This is a genomic window from Candidatus Methanomethylophilus sp. 1R26 (genome assembly GCF_001481295.1).
In the GTDB taxonomy this organism is placed as follows: domain Archaea; phylum Thermoplasmatota; class Thermoplasmata; order Methanomassiliicoccales; family Methanomethylophilaceae; genus Methanomethylophilus.
This window is the reverse complement of the sequence record NZ_LOPS01000017.1, coordinates 90,556-109,247: the sequence shown is the minus strand read 5'-3', so window position 1 is coordinate 109,247 and position 18,692 is coordinate 90,556. Positions and strand designations below refer to the sequence as shown.

General features: G+C 56.3%; 19 protein-coding genes and 4 pseudogenes. 13 read left to right on the top strand and 10 right to left on the bottom strand.

Annotated elements, in window-relative coordinates:
* Nucleotides 1-256: 256 nt before the first annotated feature.
* The gene (locus AUQ37_RS04055) at nucleotides 257-790 is read left to right on the top strand and encodes a GNAT family N-acetyltransferase (protein ID WP_058747515.1); all 534 of its coding nucleotides are present in this window, start codon (nucleotides 257-259) and stop codon (nucleotides 788-790) included.
* A 104-nt stretch (nucleotides 791-894) separates the two neighbouring features.
* On the opposite strand, the gene AUQ37_RS04050 is transcribed toward AUQ37_RS04055, so the two are convergent.
* Entirely contained in the window at nucleotides 895-1,596 is a 702-nt protein-coding gene (locus AUQ37_RS04050) for a hypothetical protein (RefSeq protein ID WP_058747504.1), read from the bottom strand.
* Between the two features lie 155 nt (nucleotides 1,597-1,751).
* Between AUQ37_RS04050 and AUQ37_RS04045 the strand changes: the two genes are divergently transcribed.
* Nucleotides 1,752-2,351: a hypothetical protein gene (locus tag AUQ37_RS04045; RefSeq protein ID WP_058747503.1), complete on the top strand. Its 600-nt coding sequence runs from the start codon at nucleotides 1,752-1,754 to the stop codon at nucleotides 2,349-2,351.
* Nucleotides 2,352-2,355: 4 nt separating this feature from the next.
* Complete coding sequence (locus AUQ37_RS09920) at nucleotides 2,356-2,553, top strand: hypothetical protein (RefSeq protein WP_157844273.1); 198 nt, start codon at nucleotides 2,356-2,358, stop codon at nucleotides 2,551-2,553.
* A gap of 397 nt (nucleotides 2,554-2,950) precedes the next feature.
* On the opposite strand, the gene AUQ37_RS04040 is transcribed toward AUQ37_RS09920, so the two are convergent.
* Entirely contained in the window at nucleotides 2,951-3,325 is a 375-nt protein-coding gene (locus tag AUQ37_RS04040) for a hypothetical protein (RefSeq protein WP_058747502.1), read from the bottom strand.
* A gap of 568 nt (nucleotides 3,326-3,893) precedes the next feature.
* On the opposite strand from AUQ37_RS04040, the gene AUQ37_RS04035 reads away from it, so the two are divergent.
* Both AUQ37_RS04035 and ilvB read left to right on the top strand, forming a co-directional pair.
* Nucleotides 3,894-4,619 (top strand): hypothetical protein, encoded by a 726-nt coding sequence (locus tag AUQ37_RS04035; protein ID WP_058747501.1) that lies wholly within the window; start codon nucleotides 3,894-3,896, stop codon nucleotides 4,617-4,619.
* A 202-nt stretch (nucleotides 4,620-4,821) separates the two neighbouring features.
* Nucleotides 4,822-6,489 carry a biosynthetic-type acetolactate synthase large subunit gene (ilvB, locus tag AUQ37_RS04030; protein WP_058747500.1) on the top strand — a complete coding sequence of 556 codons (1,668 nt, stop codon included), beginning with the start codon at nucleotides 4,822-4,824 and terminating at the stop codon, nucleotides 6,487-6,489.
* Here the strand turns inward: ilvB and AUQ37_RS04025 are convergent.
* The 3 genes from AUQ37_RS04025 to AUQ37_RS04020 all read right to left on the bottom strand — a co-directional run bounded on the left by AUQ37_RS04025 (nucleotide 6,467) and on the right by AUQ37_RS04020 (nucleotide 7,472).
* Entirely contained in the window at nucleotides 6,467-6,820 is a 354-nt protein-coding gene (locus AUQ37_RS04025) for a hypothetical protein (protein ID WP_058747499.1), read from the bottom strand. The genes ilvB and AUQ37_RS04025 overlap by 23 nt on opposite strands.
* Nucleotides 6,821-6,917: 97 nt before the next feature.
* Nucleotides 6,918-7,070 carry a hypothetical protein gene (locus tag AUQ37_RS09915; RefSeq protein WP_157844272.1) on the bottom strand — a complete coding sequence of 51 codons (153 nt, stop codon included), beginning with the start codon at nucleotides 7,068-7,070 and terminating at the stop codon, nucleotides 6,918-6,920.
* Between the two features lie 15 nt (nucleotides 7,071-7,085).
* Nucleotides 7,086-7,472 carry an AAA family ATPase gene (locus AUQ37_RS04020; RefSeq protein ID WP_082662393.1) on the bottom strand — a complete coding sequence of 129 codons (387 nt, stop codon included), beginning with the start codon at nucleotides 7,470-7,472 and terminating at the stop codon, nucleotides 7,086-7,088.
* Nucleotides 7,473-7,961: 489 nt separating this feature from the next.
* On the opposite strand from AUQ37_RS04020, the gene ilvC reads away from it, so the two are divergent.
* Both ilvC and AUQ37_RS04010 read left to right on the top strand, forming a co-directional pair.
* Nucleotides 7,962-8,969 (top strand): ketol-acid reductoisomerase, encoded by a 1,008-nt coding sequence (gene ilvC, locus AUQ37_RS04015; protein WP_058747497.1) that lies wholly within the window; start codon nucleotides 7,962-7,964, stop codon nucleotides 8,967-8,969.
* A 20-nt stretch (nucleotides 8,970-8,989) separates the two neighbouring features.
* Nucleotides 8,990-9,373: a cyclophilin-like family protein gene (locus tag AUQ37_RS04010; protein WP_058747514.1), complete on the top strand. Its 384-nt coding sequence runs from the start codon at nucleotides 8,990-8,992 to the stop codon at nucleotides 9,371-9,373.
* A 60-nt stretch (nucleotides 9,374-9,433) separates the two neighbouring features.
* On the opposite strand, the pseudogene AUQ37_RS04005 reads toward AUQ37_RS04010, so the two are convergent.
* The 3 genes and pseudogenes from AUQ37_RS04005 to AUQ37_RS03990 form a co-directional block, all read right to left on the bottom strand.
* Nucleotides 9,434-10,002 (bottom strand): annotated as a pseudogene (locus AUQ37_RS04005) (PolC-type DNA polymerase III).
* 53 nt (nucleotides 10,003-10,055) lie between these two features.
* Nucleotides 10,056-10,361, bottom strand: a complete 306-nt coding sequence (locus AUQ37_RS09905; protein WP_058747494.1) for a hypothetical protein — start codon at nucleotides 10,359-10,361, stop codon at nucleotides 10,056-10,058.
* A 58-nt stretch (nucleotides 10,362-10,419) separates the two neighbouring features.
* A complete protein-coding gene (locus AUQ37_RS03990; RefSeq protein ID WP_058747493.1) occupies nucleotides 10,420-11,514 on the bottom strand; it encodes an aminopeptidase P family protein in 1,095 nt (364 codons plus the stop codon).
* Between the two features lie 251 nt (nucleotides 11,515-11,765).
* Here AUQ37_RS03990 and relB point away from each other — a divergent pair, with 251 nt between their 5' ends.
* Together relB and AUQ37_RS09500 are read left to right on the top strand one after the other, a co-directional pair.
* The gene (gene relB, locus AUQ37_RS03985; protein ID WP_102134595.1) at nucleotides 11,766-11,987 is read left to right on the top strand and encodes a type II toxin-antitoxin system RelB family antitoxin; all 222 of its coding nucleotides are present in this window, start codon (nucleotides 11,766-11,768) and stop codon (nucleotides 11,985-11,987) included.
* On the top strand, nucleotides 11,984-12,262 hold the full coding sequence (locus tag AUQ37_RS09500) for a type II toxin-antitoxin system RelE/ParE family toxin (protein ID WP_082662390.1): 279 nt from the start codon (nucleotides 11,984-11,986) through the stop codon (nucleotides 12,260-12,262). Before relB ends, AUQ37_RS09500 begins: the two co-directional genes overlap by 4 nt.
* Before the next feature lie 286 nt (nucleotides 12,263-12,548).
* Here the strand turns inward: AUQ37_RS09500 and AUQ37_RS03980 are convergent, their stop codons facing one another.
* Nucleotides 12,549-13,355 (bottom strand): aspartate dehydrogenase, encoded by an 807-nt coding sequence (locus tag AUQ37_RS03980; RefSeq protein WP_058747492.1) that lies wholly within the window; start codon nucleotides 13,353-13,355, stop codon nucleotides 12,549-12,551.
* Between the two features lie 63 nt (nucleotides 13,356-13,418).
* Between AUQ37_RS03980 and AUQ37_RS13540 the strand changes: the two are divergent.
* The 3 genes and pseudogenes from AUQ37_RS13540 to AUQ37_RS03965 all read left to right on the top strand — a co-directional run bounded on the left by AUQ37_RS13540 (nucleotide 13,419) and on the right by AUQ37_RS03965 (nucleotide 15,938).
* Nucleotides 13,419-13,933 (top strand): annotated as a pseudogene (locus AUQ37_RS13540) (archease).
* Nucleotides 13,934-13,990: 57 nt separating this feature from the next.
* Entirely contained in the window at nucleotides 13,991-14,818 is an 828-nt protein-coding gene (locus AUQ37_RS03970) for a phosphoribosylglycinamide formyltransferase (RefSeq protein WP_058747490.1), read from the top strand.
* Entirely contained in the window at nucleotides 14,811-15,938 is a 1,128-nt protein-coding gene (locus tag AUQ37_RS03965) for a hypothetical protein (protein WP_058747489.1), read from the top strand. Before AUQ37_RS03970 ends, AUQ37_RS03965 begins: the two co-directional genes overlap by 8 nt.
* Before the next feature lie 44 nt (nucleotides 15,939-15,982).
* On the opposite strand, the pseudogene AUQ37_RS12225 reads toward AUQ37_RS03965, so the two are convergent.
* Nucleotides 15,983-17,107 (bottom strand): annotated as a pseudogene (locus AUQ37_RS12225) (MFS transporter).
* A 204-nt stretch (nucleotides 17,108-17,311) separates the two neighbouring features.
* Here AUQ37_RS12225 and AUQ37_RS13535 point away from each other — a divergent pair.
* Nucleotides 17,312-18,433, top strand: a pseudogene (locus AUQ37_RS13535) (MATE family efflux transporter); the annotation flags it as partial.
* Nucleotides 18,434-18,692: the final 259 nt, after the last annotated feature.

The window sequence follows — 18,692 nt, the reverse complement described above, 5'->3', positions numbered from 1 at the left end:
GTCCAAGGGATTGGCGAGAGGTTACGGGAAGGAGATGCGTCTCGGAAGGATAGTGTTCTTCCGCGACAGCTGCAGGTCGTTATGAGCCTGCTCCTCTGCCCGATTCCACACGAAATGTTATAGAACCGAAAATTCCGAGAATCGAGATACCAAAAATCTTGGCACCTTGATTTCAGACCGCTTTTTATGATGCCCAGTACTTGTTATAATCCTCCAACGACTTTCGATAAATATCCGTTCAAGCATGGCATCATCCATGGCAATGGAGATCTGGAAATTCTCCGGGGAGGACGCGAAAGATGCGGCCCGCATCTGGAATGAGGTCGTGGAAGACGGCGTCGCCTATCCGCAGGAGGACTGCCTCTCGGAAGAGCAGGCGAGGGACTTCTTCTCTTCCCAGACCTACACGGGCATCGTCCGCGACACCGAGACGGGGGAGGCCGTCGGGCTCTACATACTCCACCCGAACAACGTCGGACGCTGCGGGCACATCGCGAACTGCAGCTACGCCGTCGAGAGGAGCGCCCGCGGGAAGCGCATAGGGGAGATCCTGGTCGGGGATTCAATCGAGAAGGCCAGGGAAGCGGGGTTCCGGATCATCCAGTTCAACGCGGTGGTGGCCACCAACTATCCTGCGCTTACACTGTACAGGAAGATGGGATTCAGGCAGTTGGGCACCATACCCGGAGGCTTCCGCATGAAGGACGGCAGCTACGAGGACATCATCATCCATTACCTCTGTCTCCGAATCGAGGATATCGAAGCTCTCGGACAATGCTATAACCAATGATCCAGTGATCGAATGTGGAACTGATGGTTTCGAACTGCCGTATAAACGGACGATGCGTGATTGCCCTTTTCCTAGACGGCAATGGATCTGGAAGGTGATGCATTTCAGCTTCCGTTGAAAGCCAGGAAGGCCAGGATCTTATCGTTGGAATAATCCGTAACATCATTGCAACCGACCGGGCAGCCGGAGGCCGCCGTCGGATCGCATGCATAGTAGGTCCTCCCGTCATCGCTGACATGATACGACGCAATGACCCAGTCATCGGGCGGGGAGTAATCATCCAGAGAGACCATCGCGATGACATGACCGTCGAACAGGGCCATCCCGCAGCTGTAACCCAGCCTGCAGGCCAACGATGTGAAAAGTATGGCCATGTCCTCGCAGTCGCCTGCTCTGTTCAGCAGGGTCTCCTCCGGATAAGCAATCCAGTCCGGCATGCCGTAAAGATTGAGGTCATCCGAGTATGCTATGTTCTGGCGTATGAACTCGAGGACATAACCTAGGAACTCCGGGGAGGACGCATCGGTTCCGGCATAGACCAACGATAAGGTGTCGGCCAATGCATCGATGCATGATCCGGCCGGGACGGCCGCATCGCGGAACTGCTCCAGTTTGGAACCGCTGTCCCCGAGCGGTATGCGTTCCCCGCCGTCCGGGTGCGCGGCCCCGCAATCCTCTTCGGATATCCGGAACTCGACAGAATAGGATACACCCGCATAATCCCAGGACCATGCATCTCCGTCGCCGCTTTCCGTCCCATCTGAAAGGAGGATGAACGCGATACCGGCGGCGGCCAGGATTGCCATTACTGACATAACAATCGATGTATCTTTACATTTATTCATTTTAATCAATTTTATTAATATGTAATATAAAAATATTACATTTATTTTAATCAGTCGTCTATTTATCTTCCAATAATATGTGAGAACATTTATAATCGATAGTCACTTGACTAATCATGGAAACCGATATTCCCAGCATCAGTAGGAGCAACGAATTGAAGGTCGCCGCCTTCATCGCCGCTGTCTGTATGGTGTCTGTCTGTGCGGCGGCCGCCGTTGTGAATTGGGATGATGGGGGATCCGATGATGACTCTCTTTTCATCATAACCGCCGAGAATCTCGGAATCGCAGACAGCGAGATGGATGCGGTATTCCAGAACCTCGACTTCGATACGATATACATCCTCACCGATGATAACGACGAGCTGTATGCGGAAACATCCGACAGCATAGACAACGGACGCACCGGTGTCGAGAGGATCCATGACGGCATAAGGATCTATCTGAGCAGCGATGCGGTAAATGCCATTATTAGCGGGGGGGCGGGGGCTCTCACCGCACTCATCGGAACAATGATAACATCGGTTGCCGGTGCAGTGGTTTTTGGTGGGATAACAAGCGTAATCACAAACGAGATAAACAAAGCAATCATGGACGGTCTCGATTGGAACAACGGGATCACCGTCGATGTGAAGCTTTACAAGCACAGGCATATCCTCGGAGTGACCATCAAGACGCCCGTAGAGCCGAAGATCATGAACATCGGCAGGCAGTGAGTTGATGAAACATAAATACCTCGTTGCTGGAACTATGGGACTTGCAATCGGTCTCTTTGTGTCATGGATGCACGGAGTATTGGAGGACTTATGCGGCGTTCATGAAACCCAGATTATTTATGCCATCGCCGCAGTAGCCCTTTCCATCCTCTTTGTAATAATCGTATACAAGGAAAGAATCGAGGGGAAACAGCTGAACTGAACCTCCGCCTTCGGGCCGGGCTATTCCTCTTACAGTCATGAACCTAACTTTTTAGAATTATGGTCGATCAGAGAATTGTCGCACCATGCCTTTGCATAACTGAGACTGGCAGATTCCTTCTCGAAAGCTCCCAGACCGCAGCAATCAGATAGTCGCGGCGCGGCAGGAAAACGAACTGGATGTTCAACTCTGCGACATGTCCCGCGACAATCTCCGCATGGTGGATCGGACCGTTGTCGATATGATTACATTCTTGGTACCTTTAACTTCACGCACAGTGTCCAGGAAGTGCACATGTCCTTCGCTTTCGATCCACCGGGACATACAGGGGGGGCTCTTCCTCTGAGAGCATAGGGACCGAAGATGTTGGCGTTGATGCAGTCCTAATTGACTTTCTTTACAGGTCTGCCGTGGAGCCAGGCCTCGCAGTGCGAACAGTGATCCTCTGGGCCGATTTGTCAGCGAATCCGAATACAATGCCGTCAAAATTCGCGAGCCTAATGCGACTCCGAGTCTTTTTTAAAACCGCCTCCGCATCCGCGGGACGGCAGTATTCGACGTCGTTTGGCTTCGCATATCTGAAACCCGTCTTCCGGAGCATCTCACGGACATGTTTGGACGCGAAATTTGTGTTGAACATGCGTTCAAGATATTCTCCGGCTTCAAGCATAGCCATCATGTTCCTGGCCACGGCCTTCATGAATCTTTCTTTCTGTTCGGGAGCCATGTTCGCAGGCTTTCCGTCTGCGAACCTCGGTTCAAGAGATTCCACCCCATTCTCGTTCCGCGCTTCTTGCCAGTTATATCCTGTCTGGACCGTGATGTTTGGATTCGGCAGGCTTCTGCGAACGAATATCTAAAACGGATGAACCGAGGTCTTTCGTTTTCCCTTGCCAGTTTTTTTTTTTTCGATTCGGCATCCATCGATCAAAACAGTTCGTTGATGCAATCGAACCCTATCGATTTCGAAATCACAATCCGCTAACACCTGCCATGGAACATAATTTTATTTCATCATCCGAATAAGTTAGGTTTGTGACTATGAACAGAACATTTGATGGTTTGGTAAAGCAGATTGATTCATGAAACGACGAAATCCGCTCTCATAGACTGAATAGCCTGTTGCTTCAACCGGTTTAAGAAATCTGGAGGAGTTTATTACCGAATTAAAACAAACTTGTAGGATGATGATTTTATATACTCTAAACATAATTTAGATATGATAATATAATCACAATTAATGTCTAAATAGGGAGAGAAAAATCAATGGAGTTAATAATGAATAGAAAAATAATAAACATGTCCTGCAAAATTATAAGAAAAATTTCGCTCTAGGCGTAGTGTCAATACTCATTATTTTCTCATTGTCACTGGCTTTGTTCGATGAAAGTTCATCATCGAATGAAAAACCCGTGTTCTTAACTTTGGAAGGCTACGAAGTAATACCTTTGGAAAACCTAAGTCTCACAGAATATGATATTGAATCATTCTTTGGAACAAACGATCTCCTTATGTTCTACCTTAATGAAGACGGAATGGTAGATTATAAGTTAACTCAAACAATAAATGCAGGTCGTACCGCACTCGAGACCACTGATTATGGATATAAAATTTGGTTAGACTCTGATCTTTGCTATCTTATTGCCGCATCAGGTCTTGGCGCTTTATCTTTGGTCCCTGGAATAGGTCAGATTGCCGCGATAATTTTAGGAATTAGCGGCATAGGTGCAGGCATCATTGGATATATTGACTCCAACTTTCTACACATTTCCAATGGAATATGCATTGAAATAAAGTTATTTAATTCATATAAAGTCATTGGATATAAAATCAAATTGCCTACTACACCAACTATAAAAATATATATCCTCAATAAAATTTATGACGTTCAAAATAAGAGTTATTTTTTTATCATAGTATTGACTGTATGTATAACGGGGTATTTGCTTCAGAGATGGGAAATAATGCCGTCAGGAGGCGCCTCGCTCATAACTGCGATATCCATTACATCATATTTTACAATCATAATATGGGATGAACATAAACTTCAAAAAAACAAACAGTAATAATCGAGCGCGAAGGTCAAATCGGCATGCAGAGTTCTGTCAAGGACGCTGCATATATGGTTACCTATAGGTGGCGAGCACCATCACTATCGCGGACTGAAAAATTCGGCCGCGGCCGCCAACCTGACAGAGATCTTCCCGGCCCGCACCCAGCGGGTTCTTCCCCTTATTTATAATCCAATGCGATTACAGACCGATTCGCATGAAAGGCTCCAGAGCTCTGCTCAAAATGCTGGAGGACAGAGGCGTCGGGACGATGTTCGGATATCCGGGAGGTTCCGTCATCCCCATTTACGACGAGATAAGGGAATCTTCGATCAGGCATATCCTGGTCAGGCACGAGCAGTGCGCCGGCCACGCCGCCGACGGCTATGCCCGTGCATCCGGGGAGACGGGCGTATGCCTCTCCACCTCCGGGCCGGGAGCCACCAACATGCTCACCGGGATCGCCACAGCCTATGCAGACTCCGTTCCGATGATCGCCCTCACTGGCCAGGTGGGCTCGAAGGTCCTGGGATCCGAGGCATTCCAGGAGGTCGATGCCTATTCGCTCATGATGCCCGTCACCAAGCACAATTTCAGGGTCACGGACGTCAACAGGCTGCCGCATGCTATCGATGAGGCATGGCAGATCGCCCGCTCCGGAAGGCCCGGGCCGGTCCATATCGACCTGCCGGTCGACCAGATCAACGCTGATATCGATGAGTCGCTCACCGAGCAGCATTACGGCATCAAAGAACCGACAGAGGACCTCTCCGGCATACCTGATGCCGTCAGGTTCATCAGGGAGTCCAAGCGCCCTGTTATAATGGCAGGCGGCGGAGCGATAGGTGCCGGCGCCTCGGATGAGGTCGCCCGCCTGTCGCGCGCCATCTCCGCGCCCGTCGTCACCCCGCTGATGGGGATCGGCATCATACCCAGTTCGGACCCTTACTGCATGGGGGCGCTCGGCATGCATGGAAAGATGTGCGCCCAGGAATCGTTCAGCAGCGCCGATCTCGTCATAGCCGTCGGCACCAAGTTCTCGGACAGGACGTATTCGCCCCACACCGCCCCGTCGAAGGCCTGCAAGGTCATCCAGATCGATATCGACGCCACCCAGTTCGGGAAGGCGAACAGGGAGGCCGTCAACATCAAGGCCGATGCGAAGAAGGCCCTCGGACTGATCCTCGATGCTCTGGGAGAGGCCCCTGCGGACCGGGAGCAGTGGAGGAGGATGAACAGCGAATGGAAGAAGCGGTGCACCTGCGACTACGACTACTTCACTTCCCCCATAGTCCCGCAGAAGGTCATGAAGGAGCTCAACGCTTTCATCGACAGCGATACCATCATCACCACCGACGTCGGGCAGAACCAGATGTGGGCGATGCATTTCCTGGACATCAAGAGGCCGCGCCAGCTGCTGTCCTCCGGATCGTTCGGGACCATGGGGTTCGGACTGCCGGCGGCCATAGGCGCCAAGGCCGCCCGTCCCGACTGCAAAGTGGCGGCCGTCGTAGGCGACGGGGGGCTGCAGATGGTCATCCAGGAGCTGGCGACCTCGGTCGCGGAGAAGCTCCCGGTGGTGGTCGTCCTGCTCAACAACGGATGGCTGGGCATGGTCAGGCAGTGGCAGAAGCTCTTCTGGGACAAGCGCTACTCCGAGACCGAGCTGGGGGACGACCCGGACTTCGCGATGATCGCCAAAGCGTACCGCGCCAAAGGGATAACCGTCGAACGTGCGGGCGAGGTGCGCGACGCCCTCAAGGAGGCCTTCGGATGCGGAGAGACCTGCGTGGTCGACATACATTGCGACCCAGAGGAAGATGCTCTCCCGATGCTTCCCCCGAACCCCGACCTGCCGCCGGTCAAAGGGCGCTGCAGGTTCTGATACCCATACGGGCCGGAAGGCCGACTTGCTCTCGCTGATCCTCGGTGAGGAAGTCCAGAAGGGTCACAATCCTGATCCCGCGGATGTTGTCGGACAGATACCTGCTGGGGGAGATCACGGTCTTCGGACAGCTGTCCTTCACCGTATCCAGAGGCTTCATCCTGCGTTCGCGGACGATTGTATCGAAGATGTCGCCAATCACCCGGAAGTACAGGCGGCCTCCGTCCTTCTCGCACACGAAATCAATCTCCCGCCTCTCCCTGCCGACAGCCACGGCCGATGCGCTGCCGTACCTGTAAAGGAGCTCATTGAAGACGATGTTCCGGATCATGCTGAGGACATCTTCCTCCGGGAACGGGACCTGGGACCTTCCGAGGCCCAGATCGCATACGTAGAGTTTGCCGCTGAGCCCCGTCTGCTCTGCGACATCAGCCTCCGCCCCCGGCCTTCTCGAACAGAAGCGAATCCTCCAGGTATCCTGCGTACGACTCTGCCGCTGACGGATCCGTCCTGCAGCCCCTGCCTGCCAGGAATCCGCAGACTTCCCTTACCGACAGCCGTTTCCCTATCATCCTCATCATGTACTGAGATATGTTCTAGAGTGCCAGAGGGTTCCTGATCTTGTTCCTCTCGATGATGTCCTTCACATAAACGGTATTGCAGATCCCCGAGAGGATGTCGGGAAGGCCCTTCCTGTTCCCCATATGAGCGGCGATGAAAGGCATCCCTCCCCAGCGGATGAAGTCGTTCAGCATCCCGCTCTCATCTTCGCCCGGACAGTAAGCTCTGCGGAATTCCAGGTACTCTCTGAAGACAAGCGGCCTCACGCGGATTTCTACGGCTCTCCCCGACAGCCTGCCGGCGAGGTCCGCGGAAAGCATATGCGCATCGGAACCTGTGACGTATATGTCCGCACCGCTCAGACGCAGCGCCTCGACCGCATCCGCCCAGCCGCTGACATTCCGGACTTCATCTAGGAATATGTATTACCCGGGCCCCGGCGCGGTTTTACCGCATACGATCTTCAGAAGTTCCGATGCCGATCCCGCCAACAGCCCCAATTCTGTGCCGAAATTCAGGTACACTATGTCCTTTTCATCAGCTCCGTCTTCGATGAGGCCGCTGATGAACATCTTGAGAAGGACAGTTTTCCCGCATCTTCTGACCCTGTGATGACCTTGACCGGAGATCGACCGCGATAGTGTTCCATCTGTTCCAGGTATTTTTCTCGCCTGACATATCGGGCTGCATCGGCTATATCGGGATTGTGTTCTGACCTGTATTTGAAGAACTGTGATTTTGCGGATTGCATTCTCTCAATTTAATAACATTCAGAGCATTATGTAATAATGATATAAGGCTGGGTCAGCAGTTTTCCTGTCCACGCAAATCCCTGCTGATACCAGGCAATAATAAGCCCCACAAACATACTTATAAAGCGAAGTATAAAGGGACATTCAGAGGAATCATTCATGGAAACAAAAATCTACCATGATGAGGACGCAGACCTTAACGTCCTCAAAGGAAAGAAGATCGCCGTTATCGGATACGGTGCCCAGGGCCGCGCGCAGGCCCTCTGCTTCAGAGACTCCGGCCTCGATGTCACCGTCGGTGTCAGGGAGAACGGACCTTCCTGGAAGAAGGCCAAGGAAGACGGCGGAATGACCGTCACCACCATGGACAAGGCCGTCAAGGACGCCGATGTTGTCCTTATCCTCACCCCTGACGAGACCCAGCCCGACGTTTACAAGCAGTACGTCGAACCCAACCTGAAAGAGGGCGCAGCTCTCGACTTTGCCCACGGTTTCGCCATCACCTACAAGCTGATCGTCCCCCCGAAGAACGTCGACGTCATCATGATGGCGCCCAAGGCCCCCGGAGACGCCGAGAGGCAGCAGTTCGTCGAGGGATTCGGTGTCCCCGCCCTCATCGTCGTCCACCAGGACTTCACCGGCAACGCGAAGAAGATCGCGCTCGCTCTCGCGAAAGGGCTCGGAGCCACCCGCGCAGGGACTTTCGAGGTCGACAACTTCGACTACGAGACCAAATCCGACCTCTTCGGCGAGCAGGCTGTCGAGTGCGGCGGCCTCTCCAAGCTGATCCAGTCCGGATACCAGACCCTTGTCGACAACGGCTTCCCGCCCATCGTCGCTTACTTCGAGTGCGACCATGAGTGCAAGCTCATCATCGACCTCATCACCTCCGGCGGATTCACCTACATGTGGAACGTCTGCTCCAACACCGCCAAGTACGGCGGCCTCACCCGCAGGGACAGGGTCATCAACGACAAGTCCATCGAGGGCATGAAGGAGATCTACCGCGAGATCGACGCCGGCGAGTTCAAGACCGAGTGGAGGCAGGAGTGGGCCAACGGCCTCGTCAACCTCCACAAGATGATGGACGCCGAGTCCAAGAAGGACATCGAGAAGACCGGCGCCATGGTCAGGTCTCTCTTCCAGCGCAAGGCTGCGAAGAACTGATGGCCTTCGGGGGCCGGCCCGTGCTGAAACTGCTCATAAGGACAAAGTGCGGGGATTACCCCGCCCTGCTCGACGAGAGCGACATAGGCAGCTCGGTCTGGTTCCTTTCATCTCCTGAGTACAAGGCGGAGGCCAATCAGGTCTCCGGCCTGTACTATTTCGAGTTGCCTGCGGATCCTGAGATCAAAGGCGAGGCGGCCACTGTTTTCGATGCAGGCGACATTTGCTGGTGGCCGAGGGTCAATGCCATGGTCATCTTCTACGGGCCCACGCCCCTCAGCGGGGACGACGGCAGGCCTGTATGGAAATATCCGCTTGTGAAGTTCGGCCACATCCAAGGTGACTGCTCGGGACTGGAGAATTCCGGCGACAGGCAGAACATCACCCTCATACAGCAGATCTGAGCCTGGGGCGCCGCGATCTGTTTTGAGACCGCTCAGTGAAGATAAGTAAAAACTTTTTGATTATTTTCGCCTGAATATGGGCTCCCTGCCCTTAACCATTGCCTCATAGCATCTGACGGTGGTCTCCACATCGGCGCCTGCGCGGTGATGGACCCCGAGCGGTATGCTGAGATATTCGGCAACGGTCTCCAGCCTTCCGTTCTCCAGCCCGGGCAGCCCCCACTTGGCGATGTTCTTGGTATCGAAGAAATCGTTCCCGATGGGCTCGATCCCTTCCCGCAGGCAGGCATCGTGGATGAAATTCATGTCGAAACTGACGTTGTGCCCCAGGATGGGATCGCCGCCGACGAAATCCTTCAGATCGGGGAGGACCTCGGACGGCAGGGGCGCATCTTCGACATCGGCGTCGGTTATGCCGGTGAGCGACGTGATGAAGGAACTTACATGTTTATCAGCCTCACGAACGAGACGAACGCATCATCCATGGCCCCCTCTCTCATGCGGTACGCCGCGATCTCGATGATCGATTCGCGGGCAGGCGAGAGCCCGGTGGTTTCGATATCGATGCATACGTAGTCATCGGGATCGATGAGGACATTCGCTCCGCGCAGCGGGCGGGCCCTGCACACGGAACGATAGCCGCCTTTCCTCTCGATGAGAGCATCCCACTCGACGGCAGGCCTCACTGTCTCCAGCCCGACCCGCCGCAGAACGAGCACTTCTCGTTGAGCCCGTCGCCGACGAAATACTTCCCGCACCGTCCGCACCTGAAGAACGCGAAATCCTCGGCCTTCCAGCCGGAACCGCCGCAGAACGGGCATGTCTGGTCGACATCGTCGCCCATGAAGATCCTGCCGCACCCCGAGCATTTGAAGAAGAACACCTTGTCGGTGCTCCAGCCGTGGGCGCCGCAGTGAGGGCAGTACGAGTGCCATTCGTCGCTGATGAACGTGTTGGCGCAACTGCTGCACTTGTAGAACCTTACCAATTGAGAGGTCTCCGTTCTAGAGATGCCGAACGAGGATAAAAAGCCGTCCGCCCGCTGTTCATCCGACGATCGTGAGCTCCTTGGGGAAGTCGGAGAGACGGCGGCATCCGTCCTTCTCAATCAGCACGGTATCCTCGATCCTGACCCCGCCGACTCCGGGGATGTACACGCCGGGCTCCGCCGAGACCACGTTCCCCGCTTTCAGGACCTGCTCCGAGCGATAGCTGACATAGATGGGCTGGTGGACGTCCATTCCGATGCCGTGGCCGAAGGAGTGGATGAACTTCCCTTTGAACTCGGAAGCATCGATGATCTTCCTGGCCGCGAGGTCGGCGTCCTTGGCGGGAGCGCCGTCGCGGTAGGTATCGATGCCGGCCTGCTGGGCCTCCCTCACGACCTCGTACGCCCTCTTCATGATGTCCGGCGGCTCCCCCAGGAAGACGGTGCGGGTCATGTCGGAGCAGTAGCCTCCCCACTTGCATCCGAAGTCAAAGAGAGCGGCATCGCCCTTCCTCAGCCGGTAGTCCGCAGGCATGTAATGTGGCATGCTCGAATTGGGGCCGAAGGCGGCGATGGTGTCGAAGGCCAGCCCCCTCCCGCCGAGCTCCTGCATCCTGATCTCCATCCTGGTGGCGACCTCGGTCTCGGAGACTCCCTCGGACAGGTACTCCGGGATCTCCCTGGCCACCTGCGAGGAGATGTCGCAGGCCTTCTGTATGGCGGCGATCTCGTCGGCATCCTTGACGGCCACGGTATCGGCGATGGCCTTCCTGGCGTCCGCCACCTCGAAATCGTTCCCCGAGAGCTTCTTGATCCCCGTGACGGTGCTGTAAGGGACGGAGTCGACATTGAAGCCGACCTTCCTGCAGTCCCCAAGGCAGTCTTTGAAGATCGCCTCGAGCTCGGCGCGGTCATGGAACACGCGGACGTTCCCGGTCCCGGAGCGGGCGGCCTCTTCCTCCAGGATATTGACGATTACATCCTGCGTCCCATCCTTCCTGACGACCATGTAACAGTCTTCGAAGACCCCCCCCTTGGGGTTCAGGAGGTACTTGTACATCGAGTCGATGAAGTTCTCGCCGCCGTTGGCGATCACGATCGCGTCCATGTCCTCGGGCGCGTTCGCCATCAGCCTCTCCGCTCTTGTTGCCATAATCAGATGATTACCACAGCGTATAAACAGAATTGCAACTGCCCGCATTTTCGGTAATGTTAGGCATAAGTTCATGAAGAGAACCCGAAAACCCTCAGTTTCCTGCCCCTCTTCTTCTTGATCCCCAGCAAACCAAGTTAGGTTCCAATTTTGATTTTAAGTACCTTTGATGAAGTTACTGACTGCCTGATTGCAAATTCCATTACCTGTTTCAAACAATCTTTAAGTATTACAATTGTCATACAATAAATATGGTCTACTCGATCAGATTCTCTGAAGATGAACAGGCAGCCATAGAACAGTATGCAATGCTGTACGGAATGAAGATATCTGAGGTCATCAGGAAAGCAACTATGCAGATGATCGAGGACGAGATGGATATACAGGCCTTCAAAGAGGCGAAGGAAAGATTCGAGAAGAATCCCGTCACTTACTCCCACGATAATGTCGGAAAGGAATTGGGATTCCTTTGAGCTATCGCGTCGAATACAGCAGCGATGCCAAGAAATCACTGTTGAAGATGAAGAAAAAGGATCCGATAGAAGCACTCAGGATCTATAATTGGATTGGAAAGAATCTTGAAAATTGCGATGATCCGCGCAGAACAGGAAAGGCACTGACTGGTCAATACAAAGGATCTTGGAGATACAGAGTAGGGGATTACAGGATCTTGGCCGAAATTCATGATGATGTGCTGGTCATACTCCTAATAGATATTGGACATCGCAGCATTGTTTATGACCAATGATTCTGCCATCAGTATGCTCTGTGTATACTGTATAGCCTTTTTGATGAATCAGCAGGCCCGCGGCCGTTTCTAACTGACATCAGTCTCGGACATCGACCTGTGATGCCGGGACTGTGGGGGTCCTGTTTTTCCGACTGCGGCTCTTCTGAAATGGTCCGGGCATGCATGCGATGTTGCCTTGTTCCTTCGGCGCGGCATAATCTGAATCGCCCCCCCCGCTTGGAACAGAATTCGACTGGACGGGGGGGCCTATCCCATGAATCGCATCAGCCGGGCCTGCCTGGTTTCAGATCCCGAACCATTCGTTGCGGCAGATCCTCTTCAGCGCCGCGATGGCGGCGAGGGCGGCGAGGTGCGAGGTTTTGGGGTTGTCGGTCTCAGGGATGTTGTAGGTGTGCGCAACAGCCTTGCCGAACTTCCCTTCATACTTCAGCTCGTGGGAGTTGGAGGTAGCCTCGGGGTCGCAGACGATGGTGACCTTGGTCCTGTCGAAGCCGATGCCGAGGAGGGATACCGTGGCCGCGACGTTGATGTTCTTGGGGAAGTACTTGACGGCGTCCCTGGCGGGGCCGGAGTAAACAACGGTCTTCTCCTTGATCTTATCGACTACGATGCCCTTGTCGAGAAGGTACTGGACGTTCTCCAGGGACTTGGGGCCCTTGGTGGTGATCAGCTCCACGGAGTCGAGGTCGTCCTGGCTGGCGGACCTCAGCCCGTCGACGCCGCAGAGGGCGCCGGTGGGAATGAAGATCTTCGCCTCGTGCTCCCTGGCGTTCTGGAACAGCGCGGCCCTGTACTCATCGTCGACGAGAGACCCGACGGACATGATCATGATGTCCACTCCCCTTGCGGCCACGACCGGGGCGATCTGCCTGGCAGCGCTCTGGGACGATGCCTCAATGACCAGGTCGCAGTGGTAGAGCTCATCCTCAACGGAATCTACCACGATTGCCTTCTTCAGCCCTGCCGCCAGATTATCGGCGATGTCCTTCCTGATGTCGACGAGGTAGATCCTCTTGACCTCTTCCATTTCGTCAGCGGCCTTGGCCAGCCTGGAGCCGATGGAGCCGCATCCGACGATTGTTATTCTCATGCTACCGCGATTGACGGGACTTCTTATTAAATATTACCTGGATTCCAGGGATTCCGCTGCGGAATGCAGAGACCGAATTGCGCTTTACAGCGGTTTTGCACTGCCGATACCACGTATTCCGCACCGATGGACACAGATATCTATCTCCTGGGCGATGCGTACGGCATGCAGAGGTACGAGGTCCTCGATCACACGGCCGACCTCATGATACGCGCCCGCGGGAATGACATGGGGGAATGCTATGCGAACCTCGCCTACGGGATGTTCGACCAGATGGTCGACCTCTCCGGCGTCAGGCGGCTGGAGGCCAGGCATGTGGAGGTCTCGGGCGAGGACCCGGAAGATGCGCTGTACTCCTCCTGTCGGAGCTGCTGTTCCTGGAGGACTGCGACGGCCTGATACTGTGCAGTTTCTCGGTGAGCGTCAGCGGAGACGGCCTCAGCATCACCTGCGACTGCTCGGGCGAGCCCCTCGACCGGTCCCGCATGCATATTCGCACCGAGATCAAGGCCGTGACGTTCCATATGATGGCCATCGATTCCAGCGCCTGCGAGGCCACGGTCCTCTTCGATGTGTGACGGGCGAGGCCTTTCCGGGCGCGCCTTTCTATATACCCGCGGGGAGATTGGGTGGCGATGTTGAAACTGGGATGGTTCTCCACCGGCCGGGGCCCCGGGTCCCGCAATCTCCTGAGATCGGTGGAGCAGGCTATCGGAAGCGGCTACCTCGATGCGGAGATCTCGTTCGTATTCTGCAACTGGGACAACACCGAGGAGGATAATCCCAAGAAAGACCAGAGGGAGCTGTTCTTCGAAGAGGTCAGATCTTACGGGATCCCCCTGGTCACCGCCTCCTGGAAGAAGTTCATGCCCGAGCTCAGGGAACGGGACGAGAAGGCCTGGGGGAACGAGTACGGGAAGGTGCTGAGGGAGAGCACCGGCAGGTACGGGATGGACCTCGGCATCCTCGCCGGGTACATGCTGTGGATGGACGACGCCACCTGCGATGCGTACGACATGCTCAACCTGCATCCTGCCCTGCCAGACGGCCCCAAGGGGACCTGGCAGGACGTTATCTGGCAGCTCATCGCTTCCGAGGCGCGGGAGCAGGGCGCCATGATGCACATCTGCACCAGCGAGCACGACCGCGGGGCGGCCATAACCTACTGCCGCTTCCCCATCAGGGGAGAGGGCTGGGACTGCCTCTGGGACGGCCTGCATGAGAAGCTGAAGGACAGGACGCTGGAGCAGATCCGCGCCGAAGAGGGAACTGACGAACCGCTCTTCCGCAGGATACGCGAGCACGGGGCGAAGCGCGAGCTGCCGCTGATAACCGAGACGATAAAGCTCTTCGCCGACGGCACCGTGAAGATGAAGGACAAGAAGCTGGTCAGGGACGGAAAGGTCCTGGACGGGCCTTACGACCTAACCGAAGAGGTCAACGGGGCGGCCGGAGATGCCTGACGAGATCAACCCTATGCAGGACATGGGGCTGACGCATGACAAGCAGCTGATATGCGAGCCCCAGGGGTTCCTGATCAGGAACGACTGTGCCAGGATGCTGTGCGGGCACTTCATACCCAAAGGGGAGAGGCTGTACGACCTGATCGACAGGTACGACAACATCACGTCCTATGTCCTCAACAGGACGGACATCGGGCACAGCGGCGACGCCATCAGGATGGTCGCCCCGTTCCTGGTGGCCTTCGGCGTCTCCGATTACCAGGCCGAGAAGTTCTTCTCGGAGAACATGAAGCTCATGGCGGACGCCCCGCATGTCGTCGGCTATTTCCGCGACATCCTGCCGTCGTTCTACGACTCGTGCATGTACGACCATGCTGCAGACGCCCTCTGCAGCCTCACAGGCCTGGCCAGGGAATCCGTGGGCTGCACCCAGCTGGAACTGGACAATGCCGCATCGGACATGTCCTGGGATGAGAGGAGCATGCTCAGGAAGATCGCCGCAGAGCTCGCCGACCTGCCCATTCCGACCACCAGGTACAAACTCAATGTCCCGATGGCGCTCTCGAAGGACGAGGTAGACATGGTGAAGGCACTGGACGACGTGTTCGTGAGGCGTCTCCAGGGGACCTCGGCATACGACATGATAAGCGAGATGCCGGCCGTCGGGGCCAATGAGAAGGCGTACGCTCTTCTCGACATCAGGAAAACGACCCAGATCGACATGGACGGCACCGCGTACATCGGAGGGGAGACCATAGACTACCAGGCGCTCGACCTGGTGAAGGACGGCGGGGGCCTGGCCGTCGCCTATAACGGATCGGAGTTCGCCGTTCACGGCGCGAACGTATCGGTCATCTCGGAGAGCAGCCTCGCCGGGGCGGTCCTCGTCGAGCAGTTCTACGACACCGGGATAGAAGGGGTCTACGATCTCGTGGACCATTGGAGCAGGGACGGCCTGAAGAACTACACCAAATACCCAGACCCCGGGCTCATGGATGCCATGCTCAGAGAGCCGGACCTGCCCATAGTCCGCAGGATCACCCAGGACAACGTCTCGGAGATCGCATCCGAGAGCAGCGCCTGCCGCAAGGCCATAATGAGCAGCTTCGGGAACCAATAAACCGGAAGGCCGGGATTCCCGGCCCTCCGAAACCTGTTTATTTTTCACTCGGTAGCACGCTGAGGCCTGTCCGAGAAGGCCGCCCTGGCAGCAGCTGAAATGACGGCCGCGAGAACGGCCATCGCTATTCCTACTGCCAGGAAGGCATCTCCGAACCCTGCCGCATCGATCATAGTGCCTACGATGATAGCGGAGACGAACTGTCCCAGGTTCATGAAGACAGAATAAGCGCCGAGGACCTTCCCCTCCTTCCCGCGGACGGCGAGGGAGGATATGGTCCCCACGAGGCACGGCACTATGGTGCCCATGCCTATGCCGACGAGCACCACAGCGATGATTGCAAGGACCAGTTCGGACGGGATCAGCAGGAACATCCCGGCAGCGTAGGAGGCGAAGGCAACGGCCGCCGCCTTCCACAGGGGGAGCCTGATGCCTGCCCTGTTGAACACCATCGGCACGACGGAGTTCATGGCCCCGAGAAGGGCCAGTATGGTGCCGCACAGGGCCATGCTCTCGCCCATGTCGACTAGGTAGTCCGACATGTTGACGGTGACCACGTAGAGGCAGAACATGGCGGAGAATATCGATATGTAGCAGAGGATGATCCTCGCCTTCCTCCTGGGTATGTTCCTCTCGGGCGCATCCGACGGCCCTGTCCTGCCGCTGCCGGCGATGTTTTAGATGCCGAGGAACGCGAAGAGCAGGATCGGAACGCCGATCGCGTAGACGAGGAACGGCGATTTCCAGTCTATGTCCGCCAGGAACCCTCCCAGCATCTCGAGGACGATGACCCCCAGGCCCATGAAGACGGCCTGCTGGGTTATCACCTTCGCCCTCTCCGGGCCTGAATAGTACATTCCGATGAGGGCGTTATCGGCCGTGGCTATTCCGGCGATCCCCACTCCGACCATGAACCTCATGGCCAGGAGCATGCCGATCGACGTTGCGAAATAACCCGCGATGCCGAACACGGTGAAGATAATAAGCGAGAGGATGAGGGTGAACCTCATACCCAGCTTATCGGCCATGGTCCCCATGGGGAACCCGAAGCAGGCGACGGCCAGCGCGGGGAGCGTCACGACGAAGGATGTGAGCAGTTTGCCTGCCCCGAACTCCTCCTCGATCCCGTTCAGCGCGGGGGCCACCGCCGCCCCCATGATGATGAGCATGGAGGCGGTGAGGATAGCATACCTCGACCAGACATTGGGCGTGAATTCCTTCGCGCCCCTGTTCTCTGACATGAAAAAGCAGTCAATAGGCTTTGTTATTTAATCTTTGATTGTACGTATCGGACGGGCCCGGACCACAGAAAGCGCCTGCAGGGAACGCTTTCCGCGGCCAATATATTTAAAATAAATCAGATAGGCGTTAACATGGACGGGGCAGAACTGAGGAGGATGCTGGGTGAACCGAAGAAGGCGATACGCTCGCTCGCCTGGGCGCTCCTGTTCTCCTATCTGGTCATCCAGGTGAACCTCTTCGTCGATACCGCCTGGGCCTCCGGGCTCGGAGATGAGGACCTGTCCGCGCTCTCGATGATGGCCCCCGTGTACTGGCTCATCGCCGGGATAGGCGTGGGCCTCGGAGTAGGAGCTTCGGCATGCATCTCCTTCCGCATCGGGAAGGACGATATGCGCCGCGCCTCCGAGCTCGCCGAGAACGCCGTCATCCTGGGGCTGATAGCCTCGGCGGCAACGACAGCGGTCGTCTGGGTCATCCTGGACCCGATCATCTCGTTCATGGGCGCGGACGATGTCCGCGACGGGTGCAGGGAATATGCCTTCCCATTCATCGCCCTCGCCGGCGCCATCATCATGAACGGCGTGGTGTCCGGGCTGCTCCGTTCGGAGGGCGCCGGGAAGAGGTCGATAATCATCCTGACGGTGTCGGCCGGGCTCAACATGGTCCTGGACCCGGCGCTCATCTACTGGGCTGGGATGGGCATCTCCGGGGCCGGATGGGCGACATCGATAGGGGCCCTCGCCTCTACCCTGATCGGCCTGTACTGGTACATGGGCGGGTCGATGAACGTCAGGATGTCCTTCAGGGGATACCGTCCGGACAGGGCGGCGATGTCCGAGCTCATGGGGATCGCCGGGCCGAGGACGACCGAGGCGACCGTCATCAGCATCACCAACATAATCCAGAGGGTCTTCATCATCATCGCGGGCGGGACCGTTGCCGTCATGATGTACAACGTCCCGTTCAGGTACTGCACCCTCATAGCGGCCGTATCGGAAGCGATCGGCGCGGCGATGATCCCCGTATGCTCGGCGGCGCTCGGCCAGGGCGACATCCCCAAGATGAAGCTGGGCATCTCATATTCGGCCAGGACCTCGATGGCCATCACGGTCGCCCTGTCCGCAGCCGTGTTCATCCTGGCGGATCCACTGATCGGAGTGTTCACGACGGAACCGTCGATGGCCGAGCACAGGGATGAGATGGTGTGGGTCCTCAGGGTGTTCTGCATCTTCATCCCGTTCAACGGGCTGAGGAAGCTTGGCTCCTGCATGCTGCAGGTCCTGAGACGCTCCAAGATGTCCTCCAGGCTCACCCTGCTCTGGGGAGTCGCGAAGCTCGCAGCGTACGCCGCAGCATGCACCGTCTCGTTCCATGCGCTGATAATAGCCTGTGTGGCGGTCTACATATTCGGAGGCCTGCTCATGACGGGGACGGCCCTCTGGATATCATCCCGGACCGATTACGGGAACGCTCCCGCGGAACCGGGAGGCGCGGACCGACCGCGACAGAATA

Coding starts and splice junctions, on each gene's coding strand:
- AUQ37_RS04025 (WP_058747499.1), bottom strand. CDS start 6,820: ATGATCCGGAACATCGTCTTCAATGAGCTCCTTTACAGGTACGGCAGC.
- AUQ37_RS09915 (WP_157844272.1), bottom strand. CDS start 7,070: ATGATGAGGATGATAGGGAAACGGCTGTCGGTAAGGGAAGTCTGCGGA.
- AUQ37_RS03980 (WP_058747492.1), bottom strand. CDS start 13,355: ATGAGAATAACAATCGTCGGATGCGGCTCCATCGGCTCCAGGCTGGCC.
- AUQ37_RS09920 (WP_157844273.1), top strand. CDS start 2,356: ATGAAACATAAATACCTCGTTGCTGGAACTATGGGACTTGCAATCGGT.
- ilvB (WP_058747500.1), top strand. CDS start 4,822: ATGAAAGGCTCCAGAGCTCTGCTCAAAATGCTGGAGGACAGAGGCGTC.
- ilvC (WP_058747497.1), top strand. CDS start 7,962: ATGGAAACAAAAATCTACCATGATGAGGACGCAGACCTTAACGTCCTC.
- AUQ37_RS04055 (WP_058747515.1), top strand. CDS start 257: ATGGCAATGGAGATCTGGAAATTCTCCGGGGAGGACGCGAAAGATGCG.
- AUQ37_RS03990 (WP_058747493.1), bottom strand. CDS start 11,514: ATGGCAACAAGAGCGGAGAGGCTGATGGCGAACGCGCCCGAGGACATG.
- AUQ37_RS04045 (WP_058747503.1), top strand. CDS start 1,752: ATGGAAACCGATATTCCCAGCATCAGTAGGAGCAACGAATTGAAGGTC.
- AUQ37_RS04050 (WP_058747504.1), bottom strand. CDS start 1,596: ATGGCAATCCTGGCCGCCGCCGGTATCGCGTTCATCCTCCTTTCAGAT.
- AUQ37_RS03970 (WP_058747490.1), top strand. CDS start 13,991: ATGTTGAAACTGGGATGGTTCTCCACCGGCCGGGGCCCCGGGTCCCGC.
- AUQ37_RS03965 (WP_058747489.1), top strand. CDS start 14,811: ATGCCTGACGAGATCAACCCTATGCAGGACATGGGGCTGACGCATGAC.
- relB (WP_102134595.1), top strand. CDS start 11,766: ATGGTCTACTCGATCAGATTCTCTGAAGATGAACAGGCAGCCATAGAA.